The 22,818-nt window shown below is 39.9% G+C and carries 21 protein-coding genes; 8 read left to right on the top strand and 13 right to left on the bottom strand.

What is annotated here, in order from left to right; all coding sequences use genetic code 11:
* Positions 1-89: 89 nt before the first annotated feature.
* Positions 90-1,481 carry a 3-oxoacyl-ACP reductase gene (locus FTU13_RS11990; protein WP_180127150.1) on the bottom strand — a complete coding sequence of 464 codons (1,392 nt, stop codon included), beginning with the start codon at positions 1,479-1,481 and terminating at the stop codon, positions 90-92.
* A gap of 241 nt (positions 1,482-1,722) precedes the next feature.
* Here FTU13_RS11990 and FTU13_RS11995 point away from each other — a divergent pair, with 241 nt between their 5' ends.
* Positions 1,723-3,243, top strand: a complete 1,521-nt coding sequence (locus FTU13_RS11995) for an acetyl-CoA C-acetyltransferase (protein ID WP_180127152.1) — start codon at positions 1,723-1,725, stop codon at positions 3,241-3,243.
* 107 nt (positions 3,244-3,350) lie between these two features.
* Here FTU13_RS11995 and FTU13_RS12000 read toward each other — a convergent pair whose 3' ends face one another.
* Complete coding sequence (locus FTU13_RS12000; RefSeq protein ID WP_180127154.1) at positions 3,351-4,298, bottom strand: IS5 family transposase; 948 nt, start codon at positions 4,296-4,298, stop codon at positions 3,351-3,353.
* 146 nt (positions 4,299-4,444) lie between these two features.
* Positions 4,445-4,870 carry a chlorhexidine efflux PACE transporter AceI gene (gene aceI / locus FTU13_RS12005; protein ID WP_078191799.1) on the bottom strand — a complete coding sequence of 142 codons (426 nt, stop codon included), beginning with the start codon at positions 4,868-4,870 and terminating at the stop codon, positions 4,445-4,447.
* A gap of 116 nt (positions 4,871-4,986) precedes the next feature.
* Between aceI and FTU13_RS12010 the strand changes: the two genes are divergently transcribed.
* From FTU13_RS12010 to FTU13_RS12025, 4 genes are all read left to right on the top strand, one after another.
* Positions 4,987-5,877, top strand: coding sequence for a LysR family transcriptional regulator (locus tag FTU13_RS12010; RefSeq protein ID WP_111884264.1), 891 nt, complete (start codon positions 4,987-4,989; stop codon positions 5,875-5,877).
* Positions 5,878-5,966: 89 nt separating this feature from the next.
* On the top strand, positions 5,967-6,956 hold the full coding sequence (gene tal / locus FTU13_RS12015) for a transaldolase (protein ID WP_078191801.1): 990 nt from the start codon (positions 5,967-5,969) through the stop codon (positions 6,954-6,956).
* Between the two features lie 72 nt (positions 6,957-7,028).
* On the top strand, positions 7,029-7,679 hold the full coding sequence (gene leuE / locus FTU13_RS12020; RefSeq protein WP_180127156.1) for a leucine efflux protein LeuE: 651 nt from the start codon (positions 7,029-7,031) through the stop codon (positions 7,677-7,679).
* A 254-nt stretch (positions 7,680-7,933) separates the two neighbouring features.
* Entirely contained in the window at positions 7,934-9,103 is a 1,170-nt protein-coding gene (locus FTU13_RS12025) for a benzoate/H(+) symporter BenE family transporter (RefSeq protein WP_180127158.1), read from the top strand.
* A gap of 330 nt (positions 9,104-9,433) precedes the next feature.
* On the opposite strand, the gene FTU13_RS12030 is transcribed toward FTU13_RS12025, so the two are convergent.
* The 3 genes from FTU13_RS12030 to FTU13_RS12040 form a co-directional block, all read right to left on the bottom strand.
* Positions 9,434-9,994: a TetR/AcrR family transcriptional regulator gene (locus FTU13_RS12030; RefSeq protein ID WP_180007888.1), complete on the bottom strand. Its 561-nt coding sequence runs from the start codon at positions 9,992-9,994 to the stop codon at positions 9,434-9,436.
* A gap of 1 nt (position 9,995) precedes the next feature.
* Positions 9,996-10,340 carry an SMR family transporter gene (locus FTU13_RS12035; RefSeq protein ID WP_180127160.1) on the bottom strand — a complete coding sequence of 115 codons (345 nt, stop codon included), beginning with the start codon at positions 10,338-10,340 and terminating at the stop codon, positions 9,996-9,998.
* An 81-nt stretch (positions 10,341-10,421) separates the two neighbouring features.
* Positions 10,422-11,429 (bottom strand): alpha/beta hydrolase, encoded by a 1,008-nt coding sequence (locus FTU13_RS12040; RefSeq protein ID WP_180127162.1) that lies wholly within the window; start codon positions 11,427-11,429, stop codon positions 10,422-10,424.
* Between the two features lie 311 nt (positions 11,430-11,740).
* Between FTU13_RS12040 and FTU13_RS12045 the strand changes: the two genes are divergently transcribed.
* Positions 11,741-12,184, top strand: coding sequence for a universal stress protein (locus tag FTU13_RS12045; protein WP_078191806.1), 444 nt, complete (start codon positions 11,741-11,743; stop codon positions 12,182-12,184).
* Between the two features lie 141 nt (positions 12,185-12,325).
* Positions 12,326-12,772 (top strand): universal stress protein, encoded by a 447-nt coding sequence (locus FTU13_RS12050; RefSeq protein ID WP_078188616.1) that lies wholly within the window; start codon positions 12,326-12,328, stop codon positions 12,770-12,772.
* A gap of 49 nt (positions 12,773-12,821) precedes the next feature.
* On the opposite strand, the gene FTU13_RS12055 is transcribed toward FTU13_RS12050, so the two are convergent.
* From FTU13_RS12055 to FTU13_RS12085, 7 genes are all read right to left on the bottom strand, one after another.
* A complete protein-coding gene (locus FTU13_RS12055; protein WP_180127164.1) occupies positions 12,822-13,850 on the bottom strand; it encodes a DUF1311 domain-containing protein in 1,029 nt (342 codons plus the stop codon).
* Positions 13,851-13,971: 121 nt separating this feature from the next.
* Positions 13,972-15,447 (bottom strand): OmpA family protein, encoded by a 1,476-nt coding sequence (locus FTU13_RS12060; protein ID WP_180127166.1) that lies wholly within the window; start codon positions 15,445-15,447, stop codon positions 13,972-13,974.
* A gap of 181 nt (positions 15,448-15,628) precedes the next feature.
* Positions 15,629-16,531, bottom strand: a complete 903-nt coding sequence (locus FTU13_RS12065; RefSeq protein ID WP_257224780.1) for a lysozyme inhibitor LprI family protein — start codon at positions 16,529-16,531, stop codon at positions 15,629-15,631.
* A gap of 15 nt (positions 16,532-16,546) precedes the next feature.
* Positions 16,547-17,257, bottom strand: coding sequence for a hypothetical protein (locus FTU13_RS12070; RefSeq protein WP_180127168.1), 711 nt, complete (start codon positions 17,255-17,257; stop codon positions 16,547-16,549).
* 116 nt (positions 17,258-17,373) lie between these two features.
* The gene (locus FTU13_RS12075) at positions 17,374-18,606 is read right to left on the bottom strand and encodes a dihydroorotase (protein WP_180127169.1); all 1,233 of its coding nucleotides are present in this window, start codon (positions 18,604-18,606) and stop codon (positions 17,374-17,376) included.
* A gap of 9 nt (positions 18,607-18,615) precedes the next feature.
* Positions 18,616-19,632, bottom strand: coding sequence for an aspartate carbamoyltransferase catalytic subunit (locus FTU13_RS12080; protein ID WP_078188620.1), 1,017 nt, complete (start codon positions 19,630-19,632; stop codon positions 18,616-18,618).
* Positions 19,633-20,001: 369 nt separating this feature from the next.
* Entirely contained in the window at positions 20,002-20,358 is a 357-nt protein-coding gene (locus FTU13_RS12085) for a hypothetical protein (protein ID WP_180023478.1), read from the bottom strand.
* A 221-nt stretch (positions 20,359-20,579) separates the two neighbouring features.
* Here FTU13_RS12085 and rlmKL point away from each other — a divergent pair, with 221 nt between their 5' ends.
* Positions 20,580-22,784 (top strand): bifunctional 23S rRNA (guanine(2069)-N(7))-methyltransferase RlmK/23S rRNA (guanine(2445)-N(2))-methyltransferase RlmL, encoded by a 2,205-nt coding sequence (gene rlmKL / locus FTU13_RS12090; protein WP_180084798.1) that lies wholly within the window; start codon positions 20,580-20,582, stop codon positions 22,782-22,784.
* Positions 22,785-22,818: the final 34 nt, after the last annotated feature.

Consider the following 22,818-nt stretch of genomic DNA (forward strand, 5'->3'; position numbering starts at 1 on the left):
GAATGAGGGTTAGACCCATTCATTTATAGCAAATTTTTACCTCTCCCTAGCCCTCTCCTAAAAGGAGAGGGAATTTTAAGAGGAATGTATTAAGCCCCTAACAAGCTTTGACCACACACACGTACCACATTACCGTTCAAGCCAGTCGATGCAGTTGAAGCAAACATCGCAATCGTTTCAGCAACGTCTACAGGTAAACCACCTTGACTCATCGAGTTCATACGACGACCTGCTTCACGGATTGCAAATGGAATCGCAGCAGTCATTTGCGTTTCAATAAAGCCTGGAGCAACAGCATTAATGGTTACGCCATTTTTCAATAATGGAGCAGTAAATTTAACCACACCAATTACACCAGCTTTAGAAGCAGCATAGTTGGTTTGACCTAAGTTACCTGCAATACCTGAAATAGAAGATACGCAAACAATACGACCATTTGCATTGAAGCCATCATTTTCAAGAAGGTAATCATTTACACGCTCAATCGCAGACAAGTTAATGTTAATCACCAAGTCCCAAAGCTCAGGCTTCATATTGGCCAAAGTTTTGTCACGGGTAATTCCGGCATTGTGCACGATGATATCCAAACCACCTTGAGCAGCTGCCGCCGCTTTGATTTTTTCACCGGCATCGCTTGCAGTAATATCAATCGCGAGCGTAGAACCGCCAATTTCACCTGCAACACGGTCAAGGTCTGCTTGCTGCTGTGGAACGTCTAAACAAATCACATGCGCGCCATCACGTGACAATACATGTGCAATTGCTTCACCAATACCACGGCTTGCACCTGTTACTACAGCTGTTTTGCCTGCAAGCGGTTTATTCCAGTCAACATCCACAACATCTGCTTTAGATACACGAATCACCTGACCCGATACATAAGCTGAACGTGGTGAAATCACAAAACGTAATGCAGATTCTAAGTTTGCTTCAGCACCTTCGTCCACATAAACTAATTGTGCTGCAATCCCTTTCTTAAACTCTTTACCCACTGATTTTACAAAACCTTCTAATGCACGTTGTGCAATGGCTTGTTTCACAGTTTTCGCAGTCTCTGGTGTTGTACCAACAACGACAACGCGACCAGACGCCTGAATTTGACGTGCGATTGGGTTAAAAAAGGCATATAAGGCATGCAATTGTTCTGAGTTTTGAATACCTGAAGCATCAAACACCACAACTTTAAACTTAGACTCTTTATCGCCTTCGTTGAATGCGCTTAAGTTTAGACCTGATTTTGCCGCAGTTTGTTGTAATTCAGCATTATTGCCTGCATAGCTATTGGCATGAATATTTGCCAAGACTTGTGCAATAGCACCAGATAATGTTGAAGCAGGCGCTGCACCGAATAAAACCGCACCTTTAACTACAGGTGTTGCAGACTCAAAACGCTCTAAAAAAGTCGGTGATGGTAAACCTAAATTTTTGATGACAAATTTACCAATAGGAGATTTTGCAAATGTTTGGTATTGATCAGTCATGTTTATTATCTCTCATACAGATTAATTTTTGATGGATCTGAAGATATCCCTTTAACTTCAAGATGATGTCAGATACTTATATTTCAATAGTTCCATCAGTTTCCATGGAATCATACTTGAGTTAAACCGCAGATGGCTTGACCTGAATGCTTTAGCGAATGTCATTTTAGTCAATTTACCCCTTTGGTGAATATGCTAATGTAGCCGTCAAGAAGATCATCAACATGCTTGGAAAAGCCTTATGAGCAAAACAACTCAAGAAAATCCAGCAGTCGAAATTCCGACTACGGAAACTGTGTCAAATACATCAAAGAGTACGCCACGTACCGCTAAAAGTACGGGCACAGCAACCAAGTCTACAAGTGATGCCGCTAAAATAAGCCGTCCTCGTCGTGCATCTACACGTACTAAGACACCCGCTTCAAACCCTAAAACAGCTTCAAAATCAACAACTCAAACGTCTGTTCAACAGGATAATACCATGAGTCAAAACACAGTTCGCCGCGTTGCTATTATCGGTGGTAATCGTATTCCTTTCGCTCGTTCTAACGGCGCTTACTTCACTGCATCAAACAGCGATATGTTCACCGCTGCATTAAATGGTCTTGTTGAACGTTTCAACCTTCAAGGTCAACGCCTTGGTGAAGTTGTTGCTGGTGCCGTGTTAAAACATAGTCGTGACTTTAACATGACCCGTGAGTGTGTACTCAATACCGAACTTGCTCCTGAAACACCTGCTTACGATATTCAACAAGCATGTGGTACAGGTTTACAAGCAGCTTTCTTGGTTGCTAATAAAATCGCATTGGGTCAAATCGAAGTGGGTGTTGCTGGTGGTGTAGACACAACCTCTGATGCACCGATCGCTTTTGGTGATGGTTTACGTAAAGCACTACTTGAACTGAACATCGCAAAAACAGGTAAAGATCGCCTTAAAGCATTAACTAAAATTAATGTTAAAGATTTGATGGATGCACCGAAGAACGGTGAACCACGTACAGGTCTTTCTATGGGTGACCATCAAGCCATTACGACACTTGAATGGGGTATCTCTCGTGAAGCGCAAGATGAACTTGCTGCATCTTCACATCAAAAAATGGCAGCAGCATATGATGAAGGTTTCTTCGATGACCTGATTACGCCATTCCTTGGTTTAGAACGTGACAACAACTTACGTGCAGACTCATCAGTAGAAAAACTTGCGAAGTTAAAACCAGCGTTTGGTAAAGGCGATGCGCGTACCATGACTGCGGGTAACTCGACTCCACTAACTGATGGTGCATCATGTGTCCTTCTTGCCTCTGAAGAATGGGCGAAAGCAAACGGTCACGAAGTGCTTGCTTATTTAACCTTCCAAGAAACAGCGGCGGTTGACTTTGTAGAGAAAAAAGAAGGCTTATTGATGGCGCCTGCGTATGCAGTGCCTCGTATGCTTGAACGTGCAGGTATTACGCTACAAGATTTCGATTACTATGAAATTCATGAAGCATTTGCATCTCAAGTATTATCTACACTAAAAGCATGGGAAGATCCTAAATTCTGTAAAGAACGTTTAGGCTTAGATGCCCCATTGGGTTCAATTGATCGTTCTAAATTGAACGTGAAAGGTTCATCTCTTGCTGCAGGTCACCCATTTGCTGCAACTGGCGGTCGTATTATCGCGACTGCTGCAAAACTATTGAACCAAAAAGGTTCCGGCCGTGTACTTGTATCGATCTGTGCTGCGGGTGGTCAAGGCGTAACAGCGATTATTGAAAAATAATTAATCTGCACTATAAAAAACCGCTCATATGAGCGGTTTTTTTATACCTATACATGGCTTTGTTGCACAAAGATTTGAAATGCAAAGCGCCCCTAATTGAGCCAAATTTAAGGCGTAACTTGGGTAAGTGGTCGACCTAATTCCGTAAATCTGTTGAGGACTGCTACACGTGCATGAATTTCATTGACTTGGCTATCAAATTTTCTTGCACTGAGTTTATTCCCCAATAATTTGATGCAATGCATCTTAGTTTCGACAAAACTTCGGCAATGATAGCCGGACCATTTTTTCCATAATGTCCTGCCTGAGAAGCACTGCTTCGCAAGATTAACCGTTCGAAGTAATTCATTTCGCGCTAGCGAGCTGATCTTTGTATCTTTCCATGGTTTCGCATTTTTTCTAGGTGGAATCACCGCATGCGCTTGCCGATCTGCAATGACCTGACGGCATTGCTTGGTGTCATAAGCGCCATCAGTATAAACAGAGTCAATCTGCTCATCTTGTGGAATCTGATCGAGTAAATCACCAAGCACTTGTGAATCACTCACATTATTTGTAGTGAGTTGAATGGCGCGTATTTGAAGGGTTTCAGCATCTATACCAATATGAAGTTTACGCCATTGGCGACGATATTCAGGTCCATGTTTCTTGCGTTTCCATTCGCCCTCACCTAGAAACCTCATGCCTGTAGAGTCTATGAGTAGATGCAGCCCATCGCTACTTTTTTGGTAGCTGATTGCAATATCAATATGCTTTTGTCTTCTACAAAGAGTACTGTAATCTGGTGCGGTCCAATTTAATCCACAAAGTTTAATCAGACTTTGCACAAAGCCAGTGACCATACGTAAAGATAGACGGAATAAGGATTTAATCATTAAGCAGCATTGGATAGCTGCGTCGGAGTAGGTTTGATTTCGCCCTTGTTTGCCTTTTGATGGAGCATACCATTGCGTAGCAGGATCAAACCAAATGGCAATATTTCCGCGACTCATGAGTGCTCGGTTATATGCGGGCCAATTGGTTGTGCGATAGATTTTGTGTGTAGGCTTCTTCATTTGAAAATTATATCGCTGAAAAAGCCTTTACAGATAGGTTTGTGCAACAAAGCCTATATATTGTTATTTTTAAATTTTTGCACTATTTTAATGCAAAAAAGGCCTGTACTTATCAATACAGGCCAATGTGATTTTCTTATTGAAATTTAACGATATTGTGGTTGGTAACCTAGGTACGCTTCGATCTGGTCATAGCACCATTGGAAAATAAATGTGTAGACTAAAATACACATGGTCATACTAAAATCGAGCAAAATCGCCTGCCATAAGGTCATATGCATGGCATAAGCCACCATTGGGATGGTTGCAAGCATTAAACCGCCCTCAAATCCAATTGCATGTAAAACACGTACACCAAAGGTTCTTTTTAACTTTCTTTTTGCTTCAAATTTTTCAAAATAATGATTAAAAATCATGTTCCAAATCACAGAAGTGACCGCCATTGCAATACCGAGCGTACCTGTCACCTCCATCGGAACTTTAAAAATAAAACTTAAAGCAATAGCAATGATCACCAATAGGATGATCTCATAGCTTAGCGCATGAATAATCCTTCTCTTGGAAATCGTCATTTTGAAACACTCTATTATTTGTAAAAAACTTATTTTATTTTTATATTATTGATTAATCGAGTTAGGTTCTTTCAATATTATTGAAAGGTTGTATTCCTTTTTTTTTCTGTATGCACATGAATATTAATCAAGAACAACTGATGATTTTTAAAACAGTCATGGAAACAGGATCATTTTCCGCAGCTGCCAGACAACTCGGCAAAGTACCTTCGGCTGTCAGCATGTCCATTGCCAACTTCGAAATTGATCTCAACCTTAAACTGTTTGAGCGGGTTGGTCGTGAACCTGTGCCCACAGCTCAAGCGCTAAACCTGTATGAAAAAACTGAACAATTATTGATAGAAATCAATCAATGGAAACAGCATGCAATTGCACTGAGTCATGGTTTAGAGTCTTCACTGAATATCGTGGTGGTATCAGAACTGCTACATACACAGTGGACCGACTATATCTCTTTGCTAGAAACTCATTTTCCATCTTTGCAAATCAATATTTTTTCTGCGCCTCAAGAAGATGCCCAAAAGATGTTATTACAGGGTCAAGCGCAGCTTGCTCTAATGTTTGAACGTGAACAGCTTGAGAGTTATGAACAATTTGTCGAATTGAAGCGTGAAGCATTGGTTCCTGTTGCTGCGACAAAACATGCCCTGTCGAAATTTAAGCAAGTCAGTTTTGAGCAAATTTTGCAAAGTCGACAAATCGTGGTCGCGAGTCGTGATAAAAGCATTAAACCAGAGTTGTTATTTTCCAAACACAGTTGGCGTACAGATAACCACCACTCTGCTTGTTCGATGATTATTCAAGGTTTGGGCTGGGGTGTGCTTCCATTAGAGATGTTTAATGAAAATCCGACGCTCAAAGATCAACTCAAAATCTTAAGCTTTCAAGATTTCACACCCAAATTTGAATATTTCGTCGACTTGGTCTGGAACCGTGAAAAACCACTCGGCTCGGCTGCTCATTTTTTGATTAATCACATCCGAAATTCACGAAAAACTACGATTTAGACCACCTTATTAGGCGGTTTTTGGTTGGGTTCTAAACAGATTGTGTTATAAAAGTATGTACACCAAGAACATTAAGAACTAGATTTCAAATGACTCAAAATGCGTTAAACCAATTAAAAAGCCTAACAACGATTGTTGCTGACAGCAGTGATTTAGCTGCGATTAATACATTCCGTCCATTGGATGCGACCACAAATCCATCTTTAATTACAGCAGCGGCAAATCAACCTGAAAATAAAGAACTGATTGAAAGTGCTTTTGAACAAGCGCGTAAAGAAGGTTATCAAAACGATGAGCTGGTTGAGCGCACCATCGATATTCTTACGGTCAAATTTGGTGTAGAAATCTTAAAATTGATCGAAGGACGTGTATCTACAGAAGTCGATGCAGCCTTGTCTTATGATACTGATGCCACCATTGCAAAAGCTAAAGAGTTACTGGCTTTATATGCACAGTATGGTATCGATCAAAATCGTATCTTAATTAAAATTGCCTCAACGTGGGAAGGCATTCAAGCCGCTAAAGCCCTTGAAGCTGAAGGCATTCACTGTAATCTGACTCTGTTGTTTGGTTTGCATCAAGCTCAAGCCTGTGCAGATGCTCAAGTCACGCTGATTTCGCCATTTGTTGGTCGTATTTTAGATTGGTACAAAAAAGCTGAAAATGTGGATAGCTACCCGATTGAGAAAGATCCAGGCGTGTTATCAGTTAAACAGATTTACCACTACTATAAACAACATGACATCAAAACTGAAATTATGGGGGCTAGCTTCCGTAGTATTGATCAAGTGCTCGGCTTAGCAGGATGTGATTTATTGACAGTTTCACCAAATTTATTGGCAGAACTGGAAAAAGATCAGCGTACCGTTGAAGTGCAACTGTCTAATCATCATGCGCATGCACACTGTCAACACGATGTACAAGTGCTCGACAAGCAAACTTTCAAAGCTGAAGTTGAAAAAGACTTAATGTCTTTCCAACTATTACAAGGCGGTATTGATGGTTTTATTAAAGCCCGTGAGCAATTAAGTAGCTTACTGCGTCAAACTTTTGGCTTAGATGCTGAAATAAAAGCATAAATTAGAAATTTTCAGTTTCATCTAGAACCGAAGTTGTATACTACAGCTTCGGTTTTTATTAGAGTGTCTTCAGTGTTTGGAATCACAGACTTAACGACCTTTATTATTGGTACGATATTAATTGTGATTTTACCCGGGCCAAATTCACTTTATGTCATGTCTGTTGCTTCTCGCTATGGCATTAAGGTCGGCTATTTAGGCGCTTTTGGCGTTTATACTGGCGATTTGATCTTAATCTTACTCACTGCTCTCGGTGCTGCATCCTTACTTCACGCCTTCCCTTGGTTATTCTTATTATTAAAAATTGTCGGTGCGCTGTATTTAAGTTATTTAGGTATCAAACTTTTCAAGGCTGCCTACCAAACATGGAATGCCGTTCAAACGCCAGAACAACTCGACACTAAACAACTGAGTTTGAATGAATTGAAACCGTTTAAGACTGCATTAACCATCAGTATTTTAAACCCTAAAGCCATTCTTTTTTACTTATCGTTCTTTGTACAATTCGTCGATCCTGCCTATCCATATCCAGCGATTACATTCACCGCACTCGCGATCGTGCTGCAAATTATCAGTATGAGCTATTTAACGATTTTGATCTTTTCGGGTGCAAAACTGGCCACCTATTTTAGCCATCGTTATAAATTTACGGCATGCTGCGTGGCAGCGGTTGGTCTTCTATTTTGTGGATTTGGTCTAAAGCTTGCGACATCTACCATGTAACTGACATGGGCAAAGTAGTACTGTTTTTTCTTAGGAAATTCCATATCCCTTTAAAGTTTTGAATGGATAAAACATCCTCAATGTGGGTTGTCGATTCGTTCTATTAAAGTGCCTTTTGTTAAAGTGTCGTTTGTGAATAAATAAAGTATTTCCATAATATCTCGATGAGCACTTTTACTGTACAGAACTTGAGCGTATCATCCTGAAAAATGTCATCCTAAATCTGCGCCAACAATACTCATAGCTCGATCATTATGCAAAAACTGCTCCAAGACTTTTCCATTCCAGCTGCTTTTGCAGGTTTTATTACGTTCTTAGTCGGGATCAGTGTCTCGGCTGTTTTGGTGATCCAATCTGCACAACTGCTCGGTGCCAACACAGCAGAAATAACCTCTTGGTTTTGGGCTCTAGGTTTGGGTATCGGCTTAAGCGGGCTGATTCTGTCTTGGAAATTTAAATATCCCGTTGCGACTTCATGGTCCACTGCAGGACTGGCACTGATTTTAGCGACTGCAAATGGTTACAGCATGAATGCCGCCCTAGGTGCTTTCTTGGTCTGTGGCTTATTGACAGCAATACTTGGATTTTTAGGCATTTTTGAAAAAATACTGCGCTATATCCCGCAAAGTCTAACTAGTGCAATGTTGGCGGGTGTACTCCTTAAATTTGGTATTGAGCTATTTGTCAGTTTACAAAATGAATGGGCATTCGTTCTTGGTTTACTCGCGGCCTATGTCCTCAGTAAACGACTGTTACCACGTTATAGCATTGTCATTACAGTAATCATTGGCATCATGCTTTGTCCATTGTTACTTGGCTTTCAATTACCTGCGCTTAATTTAGAACTCGCACAGCCGGTTTGGGTCACGCCTGAATTTTCGATCTCAGCAATACTGGGTTTGGCGCTACCACTCTTTGTAATCAATATGGCCTCTCAGTATTTACCAGGTTTAGCCATGATTAAAAGTTATGGTTATCAACCCCACGTCAATCAACTGATCGGTTGGACTGGGACAGCCCAAACGCTACTCGCGCCATTTGGATGTTTTAGTGTCAATATTGCTGCGATTAGTGCGGCAATCAGTCTAGATGACCAAGCCCACCCCGATGAGAAAAAGCGCTATATCGCAGGTATGACCTGTGGCGTCTTTTATATTTTGATGGGCCTGTTTGCAGCCACTTTGGTGAGTTTCTTAACCGCTTTCCCATTGGTGTTTATTACCGCTTTAGCAGGCATTGCCCTACTAGGCACCATTGGACACAACATCGTCATTGCTTTCCAAGAAGCGAGTGAACGTGACGCTGCTCTACTCACCTTCTTGTTTAGTGCATCGGGCGTACAATTTTTTGGTATTGGTTCCGCGTTTTGGGGGTTGGTCTTTGGTTTAGTCGTACATGCTATTTTCAAATATAAGAGAAATTAAGCCCTCAGTTAAATAATTTGCTTCAAATAAAAGAATGATACGCGGTAACGTCATCCGCAAGTGTTTGATATAGGACTATTTCTAATCAAAAATATTTTTGCGGTACTTTGAATAATTAAACACTAGTGAACAAGTTTTGCGGTGAGGAGCAATGCTCCGCAAGATGGTTTCCATACGAAGCACGCTTCTCATTTTACCTAAACAAAAGCACCTCCAGCCGAAGGCTAATCCCTTTATTCAATCCCTAGATGTAAGACTCTGTCGAATAGACTTAAAAATCATTTTAAAAATGCGTAATTACTTTTACATATTTAAAATCAGTTATTTAATCTATTTCGCTCGATACGTTCGGGCGATCAGTTCTTGTTTTAATAATTGGGTTTCGATTTCGTCTTCCACTTCTGTAAAAGCGGTGAGCCAAATACCATCGGCTGCATAACGAACAATTTTCAGCTCTATATCCGAATCTGTCTGATGATGACGCTCTAAACGTGAGTTCATCCATTCGATCCAATATTCATTAAAAGTTTTATCTGTCAGCATGGTCATCGAAATCGCGGACCAAGACTGTTGCAAACCCATGATTTGTTTTTCTAAAGTAATTTCAATATAGGCTCGGGTAAAGCGACCGTACGGCTCAGGGTCTTCGTCAATTAAACGGTCAACGACTTCGTCTAATTGAGCCAAAAGCATGACGATCATGGACTCTAAGAGCTTTTGTTTGTTTGAAAAATGATGAAATACACCGCCTTTTGTGACCCCAACTAAATCCGCAACGGCTTGAATCGACACCCCGTTGACACCTTTATCTGCAGCAAGACGGATTGCATGCTGCAAAATACTCTGGCGTATCAGTTGAGGTTCTTTCTTGCGCTGATGCGGATTATCCATACTAGTGTCCAGCAGAAGTTGAAAACAGGTTAATTACGACCACACCTGAAACAATCAGGCCTATCCCTAACATGGCTGGGAGGTCTAAACTTTGACGAAAGATAAAGTAGCCAATTAGTGCAGTTAAAACAATACCAACACCCGCCCAAATGGCATAAGCAATACCAAGTGGTATGACTTTAATCACCTGAGACAATAAATAAAATGCCAAACAGAATAAAACTGCGACAGCCAATGAAGGCGCAAGTTTGGTAAAGCCTTCTGACTTCACCAAAAATGTCGAACCAATTACTTCTGACATAATCGCCAATGACAGTAAGCCATAAGCTAAAGTGACCGAATTCATTAATCATTCCAAAATAAACATACCAACTGGTAGGTATGTTATTAAGTTAGAGATTATTCTGCAAGCATTTTAAGCCTATTTTTAATTTTTAACGGACTGTACGTGTTGTTGCAAAAATTCTAAAGTGCGATCAAAGGTCTGCTGGCTGGCCTTTTTACTCATCATAAATTGATATTCATGTACCAAATATTCTTTCGAATCTGGATAAAATACCGCCGTCACAGGTACATTTTTTGCCGTCAATTTTTCTACAAAAGGCTCAGATTGCGTTTTGGTTAAAAAATCTTTATTGCCACCGCTGATAAATACTGGCGGATAATTTGCATTAATATTTGAGGCCGTTGAAATACGCGTTAAAAACTCAGCATCATCTTTTTTGTCTCCGGTATACGCCTGAACCAAGTTATAGACGCCCCACTCGATCAGTCCAATCTCGTCGGGTGCAGTATTTACAAAGCTGTTTAAATCATAAATACCACAATGTAAAATCAGCCCTTTAAGCTGTGAAGGCTTTAATACAGGTTGAATCTTTGACGCTTGCGCAAAATCTGGATTCGTAACCAAGGCGGCATAATGACTGGCCATATTTGCACCGGCAGAATCCCCTGCCAAATACATATTTTGAGAATCAATACCATATTGTGCCGCATGTAGATTCAAAAACGTCAGTGCTGCATCTATTTGGTTGAGCTGTGCAGGATAAATGGCTTCAGGTGCAAACTGATATTGAACAGAAACCACATTATAGCCTTGGGCTGCGAGCCGTTTAAAATATCCACCTGCATGCTCTTTTGAGCCTGAGACCCAACCGCCACCGTGGATCCAAACAATCGTTGGTCTTGGTGCAATCGCCATACTTGTTTCAGGTTGATAGATATCCAAGTTTAAATTTGGATTTTGTAGATATTGAATATTTGACTGCACAATAACATTGTCAGGAGCATGTAGGTTGATGAAGGTCTTTTGAACTTGTGTCGATAAATTAAAAGCACCTGCAATCACTTTGGTACTACTTTGCGTGTTTTGACAACCAGACAAATGCAACACTGAACACATGCTAAGTACAACCAACCCTGCTTTATATGACATATCAAACTATCCAATCGCATCAATTCTGTTATAAATCTTAGATTTAAAACTGTATATAGTTTAGGCTTATTTTTATAAAGTTCAAATTGATCTTTTAGGCTCAAAATCCGAGAAAATTAGTCGATTTTATTTTAGTATTTTTTGAACAAAGTCCGAGTTTTTCGCTCAGATTTATTTGACGGCTTATCGACATTAATTTATGTAATTTTATGAATTTACAATATTTTTTTGATTAATAAATTGAACCATGCACGACAATGTGTTATCAATAATCTATAGGGTTTAAAAGCAAAATTACAGGAGATTGTTCCATGTCATATCAAAACATTTTAGTACCTGTCGATGGTTCAGAAATCTCGTTTTCTGCAGTTAAAAAAGCTGCAATTATTGCCAAGGCGTTTAACAGCCAACTCACTTTAATCAGCCTTGTTGCTGAAGACCCATTTACCGATGCAGACTTCTATTATTCTTCATCAATCATGAAAGAATATTTCGTACAAGCTTATGCAAATGCTGAATCTGCTTTGAAAGAAGCTGTGCAAATTACAACTGAAGTGGGTGTAGAAGCACAAAGTAAAATCATTAAAGGCCAAGTTTCTGCTGAAGGTGTGGTAGAAGCTGCCAATGAAGTCAAAGCCGATTTGATTGTGATGGGTTCACATGGTCGTAAAGGCTTTAAGAAAATGCTGCTCGGCAGCTTCGCACAAGATGTACTCAGTAATACTGAATTACCTGTGTTGGTTGTAAAAGCTTAAGATGACCAAGCCTACATCATGTGGGCTTTTTTGTATTCAGCACACCCTTCACCAATAAGCTTACCCTTTTGTCTAATTCATACAATATCGTGAATAGAGCAAGATTAGATTGATAACATTTAAAATATTAAGGAAGCAGATATGAGTCAATATCAACAAATTTTAGTCCCTGTGGATGAATCTCCAATTTCATATTCTGCTGTTGAACATGCCCTCAGCTTGGCTAAAAGTCAAAATGCACAAGTGACCATTGTTAGTGTTGTTGCTGTTGATCCATTCGTTGGTGTCGATTTCTATGCTGTTGCACCTGCAATCACTGAATATTTTATGCAGGCTGAAAAAAGTGCTCAGCTGCGTTTAGAAGATATCAAACAAACCTTTGTACGTGATGGTATCGAAGTTAAAACTCGTTTGATTCATGGTGTATCGCCAACTGAAGGGATTTTACAAGTGGCTGATGAAATCTCTGCGGATTTAATCATCATGGGTTCACATGGACGCACAGGTTTGAAAAAAGCCATGCTAGGCAGCGTGGCACAAAATATTTTAACGCAGTGCCCAATTCCTGTTTTGATCATCAAGCAATAAACTAAGATTCAAAGAAAAGCCCTCAATTGAGGGCTTTTCTTCTTTTAGATCAATTAAACACGTTATTTAAATACACAATTCGTTCTGTAGTTTTCTGATTAAAACATTTGGTATATTGCAACTCTTGATTTTGCGTATTCATCGCATCATCCCAGTATTGTGAATGCTTTTGATAAGTCTCTTTTTCACTTTCATTTAATGAATAAACACTTTTTTGTGCAAGCACTTTACAGTCGATATCACGCTTTTCAAACCAGTCTGCTTGATCTTGCTGTAACTGCGCCTTTTGTTCATCACTAAAACGATCCCAAGTCTGATTGAGACGATCCACCACTTTGGCATTATCCTGATCTAGCTCTTTTTTTCGAATATCCATTGCCTTTTGTGCAAGGCTCATTTGTTGAGATTGACTCTCCATCCCTTGCTGATAGGATTCTTCGTTTCGCTTATTTTGAGCACTATATGCCGTATATAGCACCGCATGACGTGTCACTGTGACAACGCTATCAATTACGTCATTTTGACTTGGGACACTTAAACTTAAACCATCTTTGTCCGTTTTAGTGATGCTATAGCTAAAGTTCCCTTTAAGCTGATCATTGTCCATGCTTAAGCCTGACTCACCATCTTCGAGTGAATCATTCAAAGTATAATGACCACGTTCTTCACAGCCTTCATCACATGGTCGTTCAGCAAAGGCGTTTTCAGCCCGCTTTTGTAATCCTTTCGAGAAAACCACCAACAATTGACTGCTACATTCCAATGTTTTGGCTTTATTAGGGTCTTCAGTTAAAGTCGTGACATTTTGAATGTTAAATTTTAGATTTTTTACAATCAGATCCATGAGTTGCTGATCGGCTTCATAATCTGACTGACGTATTTCTTTGTTTAATTCTTTGAGATATTCTTTTTTTAAATGATCTTGCAATTGGTCAATATTGGCTTGTGCAGTACAACTCCAATCTTCCAAAGCAGGCGCTTCCGTTTTGGCTTCAGTATCTTTTTTATTTTTAAAATTATCACAGCCGGATATCAATGCCGCAGACAACATGAGGCTCGTGATGACTATTTTTTTCATTGTATAAGTACCATTATGATTTTATTCTTCGGGCGTATTTTACTCAAAATTACAGCGCTTTAACGAGAAAAATCCCCGCATGTGCAGGGATTTTTTATATATCATCTCATTTAGTACGGTTTTAATTGGTCTTTTCAGTTACGCCTTCGCTGGTGACATCTCGTACTTTACCATTCTCGGTATTTAAAACTTCAAACTCAATACGACGGTTTTTGAATTGACCTTCTTTGGTGCTGTTTTCTGCTACCGGTTTTTCTTGACCATAACCCACCGCTTGAAGCTGTGCAGGATCAACGCCTTTCGACACCAAGTAATCCACCACAGCTTGTGCACGCTCTTGCGATAAAGCTTTATTCGCTTCCGCATTACCCACAGCATCGGTATGACCTTGTACAGTCAGATGTACTTCTGTAGCGCGCTGCATTAACGCTGCCGCTTGATCCAAAATCGATTTATTCACGTCAGGAATATCAGATGAACCTGTCGCAAAATTAATAATTTGTAAGTTCAGCGCAGTCGCAACATCTAGCGCACGAACTTGTTCAGGGTTAATGCTTGCTAATGCTTTTTGTGCATCAGTAATACTGTTATCTACTGCAGTTTGTTCACTCACACCTTCTTGAACCAATACCGTCATATTTTTTGCTAAAGGCTTAATTTGATTGGCAAGGTTTTGAGCATCCGCAGGATTTTGCGACAAAATCGATAACTGATTTTCTGTCCAGGTTAAAGTAGTATTTGGCACACCTTTAAGTTTTTGCAGAACCGTTGGAATGGTATCTTGATCAATAAATTGCGTATGGTAACTGGCATCAGATGAAGCACCACAACCCGTATTAAAGTTAAAGATCTGTTTGACTTGTTGCTGCAAAATTTCAAGATAATTTGAATCACCAGTTTGAATTTGACAGTTGGTTAACTGCCCATCTGTACCGGTGCTAAATTGCAAATGTGCTGGCTGAGATGCAGCAGGCTGTGCAACCGTTGTTGCAGAGGTGGTTGGTTCTTCTTTATTAGTACAAGACTTTAACCAAAATGCGATCAGACCCAATAATATAAGCAGCGCAATAATTGGCAATAACCAATTCGAGCGTTTTTCTTCAACGATAACAGGTGTTGGTTCAACAACAGGCGCTTGGTGTAACGTACGGCCAGCTGCAGTGTTTACCCCTAAACCTGCGAGTAAAGGCACTGCCCATTGTGGTAGTGCCGCCAAAATGCTATCTGCATGATTATCAAGTAAATGCGTGATTGCGACGGGATCAGATGAACCCGCTTCATTTTCAAGTGCCCCTAAAGTTGGAGCTATAGAGTGGTTTAAGGTTTGCTCTATTTCTGACGTTGTGGCCGTACCGCCACCGAGATGTTGCAAAAATTGATCTTTTAATGTGGGATTTGCTGAAAATATATCACTAATACGAGGGTTTAACTGTTTTTGAAAGGCATCAATAAATTCAGGTTTGGATCGAAAAATATTTAACAGGAATGGAATAAACTGGCTAATGGCTGAATTTTTTTCATTTAAGTGTTGTGTATCACCGTCCAGCACAATCGAGGAGACGTGCTGCTTAATCAGCGCTAATAAGTCTATATTCATATTTGTACTCCATGCAGTTGTCATTATTTTCATGTGTACTTTAGTTTATATGCTTATTTTTTGATCAAATGTAATAATTTGTTCGGACTTGTCAAGATTTTCAACTCTTCTTCTATTTGCGATCTATTCGCTTTAATTATTATAAAAAAAAGCCAGCCGAAGCTGACTTTTTAGTATGAAATTAAGGTTCTAGATAATATATTTTTTGGCGCAACTCAGTAGTTCGTGTCACAGTCATATTTGTTTCACAGTTTAAACGATAAACCTCTGGATTTTCTGTATTTGAACTTTCTAACTTACACTCTAAATCACGTTTTTTTAGCCAAATTTTTTGTTCCGCAAGTAATTGGTCACGAACCTCTTTTGTGGTCGCATTCCAAACTAAATTCAAGTTCTCATTTGCTGTATCTAAATTCGACTTAGCTTCTGCTAACACTACTTCTTGATATTCTTGTACTGCTGCATTTTGTTCAGCAATACGTTTCACTTCTTCTTGTTTAGCTACTTCAGCTGCATTTTGCCTTGCAGACTTTAGTAAAGAGTCTACAGCAACTTCACTAACAAAATGGACTAAAGCATCGGAATTTTCCAAAGTAACAAATACTTTTTTTCCATCATCAGTTGGTTGAACTAAGTACTCAATTTCCTTTTTTAATTGATTTTGTTCTAAACTAAGATCCGAAAGTACAGCAGATTGTGCAACATTATTCTGTTCGTATACAGCCCTTGCTGCATCTGCGTCTAAAATCATTTGCTCTGGTAATTTAACAATAAAATCCGTTGCACAGTAACTTTTCTTACTATTTGGATCCGAATTATTAGTACGAACATCAGTAACTTGAAAAGTAATTTGCTTCAAAGAACTGCGTAATTTACCCATATCAATAGTGATATTTTCCGTCTCAATTAATTCTTTTATACGATTACTTGATAGATCGCTTAAACCTTTACTAAATGATTCAACCACAAGCTCTTTAGCAGTTTCATTATCACATTTGGCAGTTGTTCCAGTAATTGATGAAACTTTATCACAAGCTGTTAAAAACACAGATGCTACCGCAAGACACATAATTTTAAATTTCATATTCATCTTACCATCTTAATATTCTGAATAATATTCAGTTTCTGCTGCAGTTGCTTGTGCTGCTGCCGCGGCTGCATCTTGCGCAGCCAAGTTAGCCTCATAAGCTGCATTAACTGCTTGCTTCGTTTCAGCCTCTTTTAATTTAATTTGATTTTTCTCAATTTGAGGCTTTAAAAATGCATAAGTTAAAGTATCAGAAATCAAAGTATTAAAATTATTTGTGTTCTTAACTAGAGTAAAAATTTTATCGCCCTTGTCTGAGGGTTGGAGCGTATATTCTAAAGTTAAGTTGATTTTATTATTATCAAAATCAACACCTAAGTCATTAGCTTGACTCTCAGTTGAATAGCGATCTACTTTAACACGGGCTTCATCTGATTTTTTCACAACATCGGAAGGTAAAATTGTTGCTAAATCAATTGAACAATTCGTCTTTGAACTATTCGGATCAATAAATTCTGTACGACTATCCATCAAAGTAAAATTTATTGATTGTGCTGAAAGTTTTAATTTAGCAGGATCCAAATCTTTGATTGCGCCATCCGAAATTAGCGATTTAAGCTCACTTTCTAATTGGTTTGTTAGGTTATCTTTTAAAACTTGATTAACAAGCAGCAAAGCTTCTGTGTCATCACATGCTATATGCTTAGAAAATAAATTACCCTTACAACCTGTTACACATACTGCAACCACACCAATTGCTAAAATATTTTTATAAAACGACATATTACCCCCTATTTACTTGAATCAAATATACACAAATTTACATAAACCAACCATATTTAATTAAAAAAAGCTGACTATTGCCAGCTTTTTTTAATTAAGTTCTACTCATTTTTTGTTTATCTAAAGAAAGTGTGAACCACTTTACCTTTTACCGTTTGCTGAATTAATGGTGTGTTCTTACCATTTGACACAATCGTGTCTTTATTAATGGTCCACTCAAGCTCAGGATCAACAAGCACCCAACCCGCTTCATCTGCCCAACGTTGTTGCATATTGGCTACTTTAGCAGGTGCGAGTGTGACTTTCTCAACCCATTCCAGTGGGCTTAATAGGCCTTCTTGAATCAATTGAATACCAAAAGGTACATAGGTATCAAATGCAGTAAAACCGGGCTGTGTTTCAGCAAATGGCGCCATTTTCGCTGAGCTGCTCAGCGGCTCATGATGCGTACAAATTGCATCAATCACACCGTCTTTCACTGCTTGGCGGAGCAAGTCTTTATCTTGCTCAGAACGCAGCGGCGGACGCACATGCGCAAGTGAATTAAAGCCGTCGATCAACTGGTCAGTTAAATGCAATTGGTGCATGGCTACATCGCAAGTCACCGGCAAGCCTTTCGCTTTGGCATGTTTAATCAATTCAACAGATGCACCTGATGACAACAGACCAAAATGCGCACGCACTTTAGTGGCTTCAATCATCAGTAAATATTTTGCAATGGCTACGGTTTCTGCTAATGCAGGGATCATCGGTAAACCTTGACGAGATGCGACAAAGCCTTCATGCACACAGCCATCTTTGGCAATCTGCGGTTCTTCGGCATAGAACACAACGGTCATGTTCAGACCCGCAGCATATTCTAAGGTACGAATCACCACATCATCGTCCATAAATGGCGCATTGGCATTTGATACTGCTGTACAGCCGCCTTTTTTCAAACCTGCCATATTCGCAGGCTGCTTGCCTAACAAGCCTTGAGTCTGCGCGCCAATCACCTGCAGGTAAATGCCGCCATCTAGCATGGCTTTTTCCACCAGACCATGAATCAATGCGCCATTGTCTTGCACAATCGGTTTAGAGTCTGGCGGCGTAAACACATGCAGAATACCATTCGCACGCGCAGCCTTCCCTTCTGACTTTAAAGTGCCGTGCTGCTGCTGACCCGGCTCACGCAAACGCGCGCAAAGGTCAACCATACTTGGCATCAGCCATTTGCCTTGACCATCAATGGTTTCAGCGGCATTGCTTTCGGCAACCAATCGGCCATTTTCAATATAAACTGTCTGTACGCTGTCAGTTTGATTGATTGGATCTAAGACACGTACATTTTCAACTTTAACAATACTCATGACTATCCCTTAAACCGCAATCGCTTCAATTAAACCTTTTTCTTGCAACTGACCTTGCATTGCCAAAGCCAGTACCGCCATACGTACCGCAATACCATTGGTCACCTGATGTAAAATCACCGACTGAGCACCATCGGCAATACTCGAGTCAATTTCAACACCGCGGTTCATCGGTCCCGGATGCATCACAATGCAGTCAGGTTTTGCCAAAGCCAAGCGCTCTTTATTCAAACCGTACATTTTGTAGAATTCAGCTTGAGATGACAGCGCAGGAGAATCAATACGTTCATTTTGAATACGCAAAGTAATAATCACGTCGCAGTCTTGAATACCGGCTTCCATGTTGTTGAACAGACGAATGCCTTCGCCATAATCATCAAAACCGTAAGGCAGCAAAGTATTAGGCGCAATGACACGAATATCTTTACAGCCCAATGTTTGTAATGCAGCGACATCTGAACGGGCAACACGCGAATGCTTAATATCGCCAATGATGGCAATGGAAATGTCTTCAAAATTCTTTTTGGTTTCACGGCGAATCGTCAACATATCCAACATGGCTTGCGTAGGATGCGCATGACGGCCATCGCCTGCATTGATGATTGCCACATGCGGACAAACATCTTTGGCAATAAAGTGCGGCGCGCCTGACGATGAATGACGAACCACAAAAATGTCGGTCGCCATCGCTTCTAAATTCCACAAGGTATCACGCAGTGTCTCGCCTTTTGATGTACTTGAACGTGCAATATCAATGTTCAATACGTTTGCAGACAGACGTTTTGCTGCCGCTTCAAAAGTGGTACGGGTACGTGTTGAATTTTCAAAGAACAGGTTCATCACCGTACGACCTTCTAAAAGGTTGTTGGTAATTAGCTGATTTTGGTCATTAAAAAAGGACTGTGCAGTGTCCAATATTTTTGTGAGAGTTTCTTTAGAAAGGCCTTCGATGGTGAGGAAATGTTTTAAGTTACCATCTTGGTTGAGTTGAATCTGGCTCGGTGTATGCAATGCCGCCAAGTGCATGAGAGATTCCTTATCGTTAAGTTAACGCATTATACAGAGAATCTTGGCAAATGGCAGTTGAAGTTTTCAACGTTCAATGCAAACGCATGATGTTATTCAGAATGAATTTTCAAATTCCTATCTATCATTTCAATTAGATAAATTAAACGTTTTAAATTAAACTTCACCTTTCCCCTTTCAAAAAGCCTTCAAACAGGACTTCTATCTGTCCTTATTTTTGATTGATTTGAATACTTTCAAACAGATAAAGTTCAGCTATAAACAGCCGCCTTCTGCGCAGTTCAACAACTCTTGAAATAAGGAAGTTGGTTTATACATCAGGCTGTGTGCAGCAAGAAAAATATACCTACTGCTCACAGCAGGATTGAATTAACGCAATGCGCCGATATAACGATGTGCAACCTGTGCTTTATAGATATCTTCCGCAGTCGGTTCGCTCATTAAAATTTCTGCTGTTTCAGATTGAACTGAGCTAACTATTGGTTCTTCTGGTGCTGAAACTGCAACTTCATGCAAATTCAACTCACTATATAAACGTGCAACTAAACGAGATAATTCAGGATCAGCCGTTTCCAAAGCCAAGTTAGAAACAAAGCGTGCATATTCGACATTTTCAACTACATATAATGCGTCAATAACCCGACCTGACACACGACGTAAACGCGCATAGATTAAGGTTGCGATTGAAAATGCGTTTGATTGACTATTGATTGCCAGCCCTGTCATAAATACCCCTAATGATATCAATATTATAAAGATCGAATTTTGATCAGGGTTATAGCAATTTTTGTACCATTAAGTGATATTTCTCACAATGTACACAGAATAAATTTGGTAAAGTCATTCAAATCTACCGATATTTCTCCCGTTTCAGCGCAATATCGTCCGCCCAAATCCCCGAAAATACGTTAAAATATGCGATTGCTTTTTTGCCTTTGGAAATTTACATGAATTCGAAACCGCGTCTTTCTACATATTGGGTTACCTGTGCAGATGGACTGGAAACCTTACTCCGCGAGGAAATTGAAGGTTTAGGTGTTCAAAATATTGAACAGTTCCCGGGTCGTCTTGTATTCAAAGGCACACTTGAAGATGCATACCGTATTTGCATGTGGTCACGTTTGGCTTCACGTGTACTCACCCCCATTCATACACATGAATTAGAGTTCACGCATGATGCACGTGATGTAGCGGAAGAGCTCTACGAAGGTGCAATAAACTTTGACTGGTCACTTATTTTTGCACCACAAAGTACATTTGCCGTTCGTTTACACATCGAACGTGACATTAAAGTCAATTCTCAGTTCGCAACTTTACGTGTTAAAGATGGTGTGGTCGATTCCTTTATGGAAGCTGTGGGCAAACGTCCTAGCATTGACATTAAGCAACCTGAAATTACGTTGTATGTATTAGCTGGCAAAACTGAACATACTTATTGCTTAGATTTATCAGGTGATTCTCTACATAAACGCGGCTACCGTCGCTACATGACAGATGCACCGATTAAAGAAAACTTAGCGGCTGCTATCTTACAGAAAGCAAAACTTAAACAACATCAACCCGATATTATCTTGGACCCAATGTGTGGTTCAGGGACCTTTATCATTGAATCTTTAATGATTTTGACTGACCGCGCGCCAGGCCTTGTTCGTCGTTTTGGTTTTAATGGTTGGAATGGTCATGACCATGAACTTTGGATGTCGATCAAAGGCGAAGCTGCTGAACGTCATAAAGCCGCACTTGAAAACCCTCTCCCACAATTCTATGCATTTGATGCAGACTGGGAAGCAGTAAAAGCAACCAAACAAAATATTATCGCTGCAGGTTTCGAATCTGTACTTGATCAAATTAAAATTGAAGAACGTACACTTGCAGACTGGCCAGATTTCCAAGCAACAGGTAAGAAATGCTTTGTTGTCACTAATCCTCCATACGGCGAGCGTTTAGGTGATAAAGCCTCTAACCGCGCACTATATTTAGGTCTATCGGCATTATTACAAAAGAACTTCCCAAATCAGCCTGCTGCAATTATTGCAGCACAAGTTGAACAGGCCGATGTCCTTGCCTTTAATGATCCACAAATTTTGCGTTTGATGAATGGTAAGCTACCAATTTACGTCCGTTTTGGTACAGTCAAACCTGCGGCAGTTCAAAAGCCTTTCCTAGAGCATTGGGAACCGCAACAATTTGAAAAAATTGAAGGTGCAGAAGACTTTACTAACCGTCTGCAAAAAAACATGCAGAATCTTAAAAAATGGGCAGTCAAAGAAAATATTTTCTGCCTACGTTTATATGATGCCGATTTGCCTGACTTTAATGTCGCGGTAGATTTGTATGGTGATCGTTTACACGTACAAGAATATGCACCACCGAAAAAAATTGACCCTGAAAAAGCCAAAAAACGCTTTAACTTAGCACTTCAAGCGATTCGTGCAGTGACAGGCTTAGGTCGTGATGCGATTTTCATTAAAACACGTGCGCGCCAAGAAGGTAAAAATCAGTACACTAAACAAAGTACTGCGTCTAAACGTTTTATCGTTCAAGAAGGCAAAGCTAAGATTTTGGTGAACTTAACAGATTACCTCGATACAGGTTTGTTCCTTGACCATCGTCAAATGCGTCTACGCATTGCCAAAGAAGCCAAAGGCAAACACTTCCTGAACTTATACAGCTATACCTCTACAGCGAGCTTACATGCAGCGCTTGGCGGTGCAGCAAGTACGACCAGTGTCGATTTGTCAAATACCTACCTAAACTGGTCTAAAGAGAACTTTGTACTGAATGGTTTGACTGTAGATCATGCAGATGAACAACATCAGTTCTTCTCTAGCGACTGTTTTGAATGGTTGAAAGAAGGTCACGAGCAATATGACCTGATCTTTATTGACCCACCAACCTTCTCAAACTCTAAAAAGTTCTATGGTACGTTTGATGTCCAACGCGACCATATGTCTTTGCTTAAACGTGCCATGAACCGTTTAACCACTGACGGTACGCTTTACTTCTCAAACAACTACCGTGGTTTTGAGATGGACGATGTGATCATGGCAATGTTTGATGTTGAAGAAATCAGCAATGAAACCATTGGTCTAGACTTTAAACGTAACAGCAAAATTCATCGTGCATGGAAAATCACCCATCCACAAATCTAAGGTTTAACTTTAGCAATTCCTGATCTATGAAATG

Source organism: Acinetobacter sp. YH12064 (genome assembly GCF_013419735.1).
Taxonomy (GTDB): Bacteria; Pseudomonadota; Gammaproteobacteria; order Pseudomonadales; family Moraxellaceae; genus Acinetobacter; species Acinetobacter amyesii.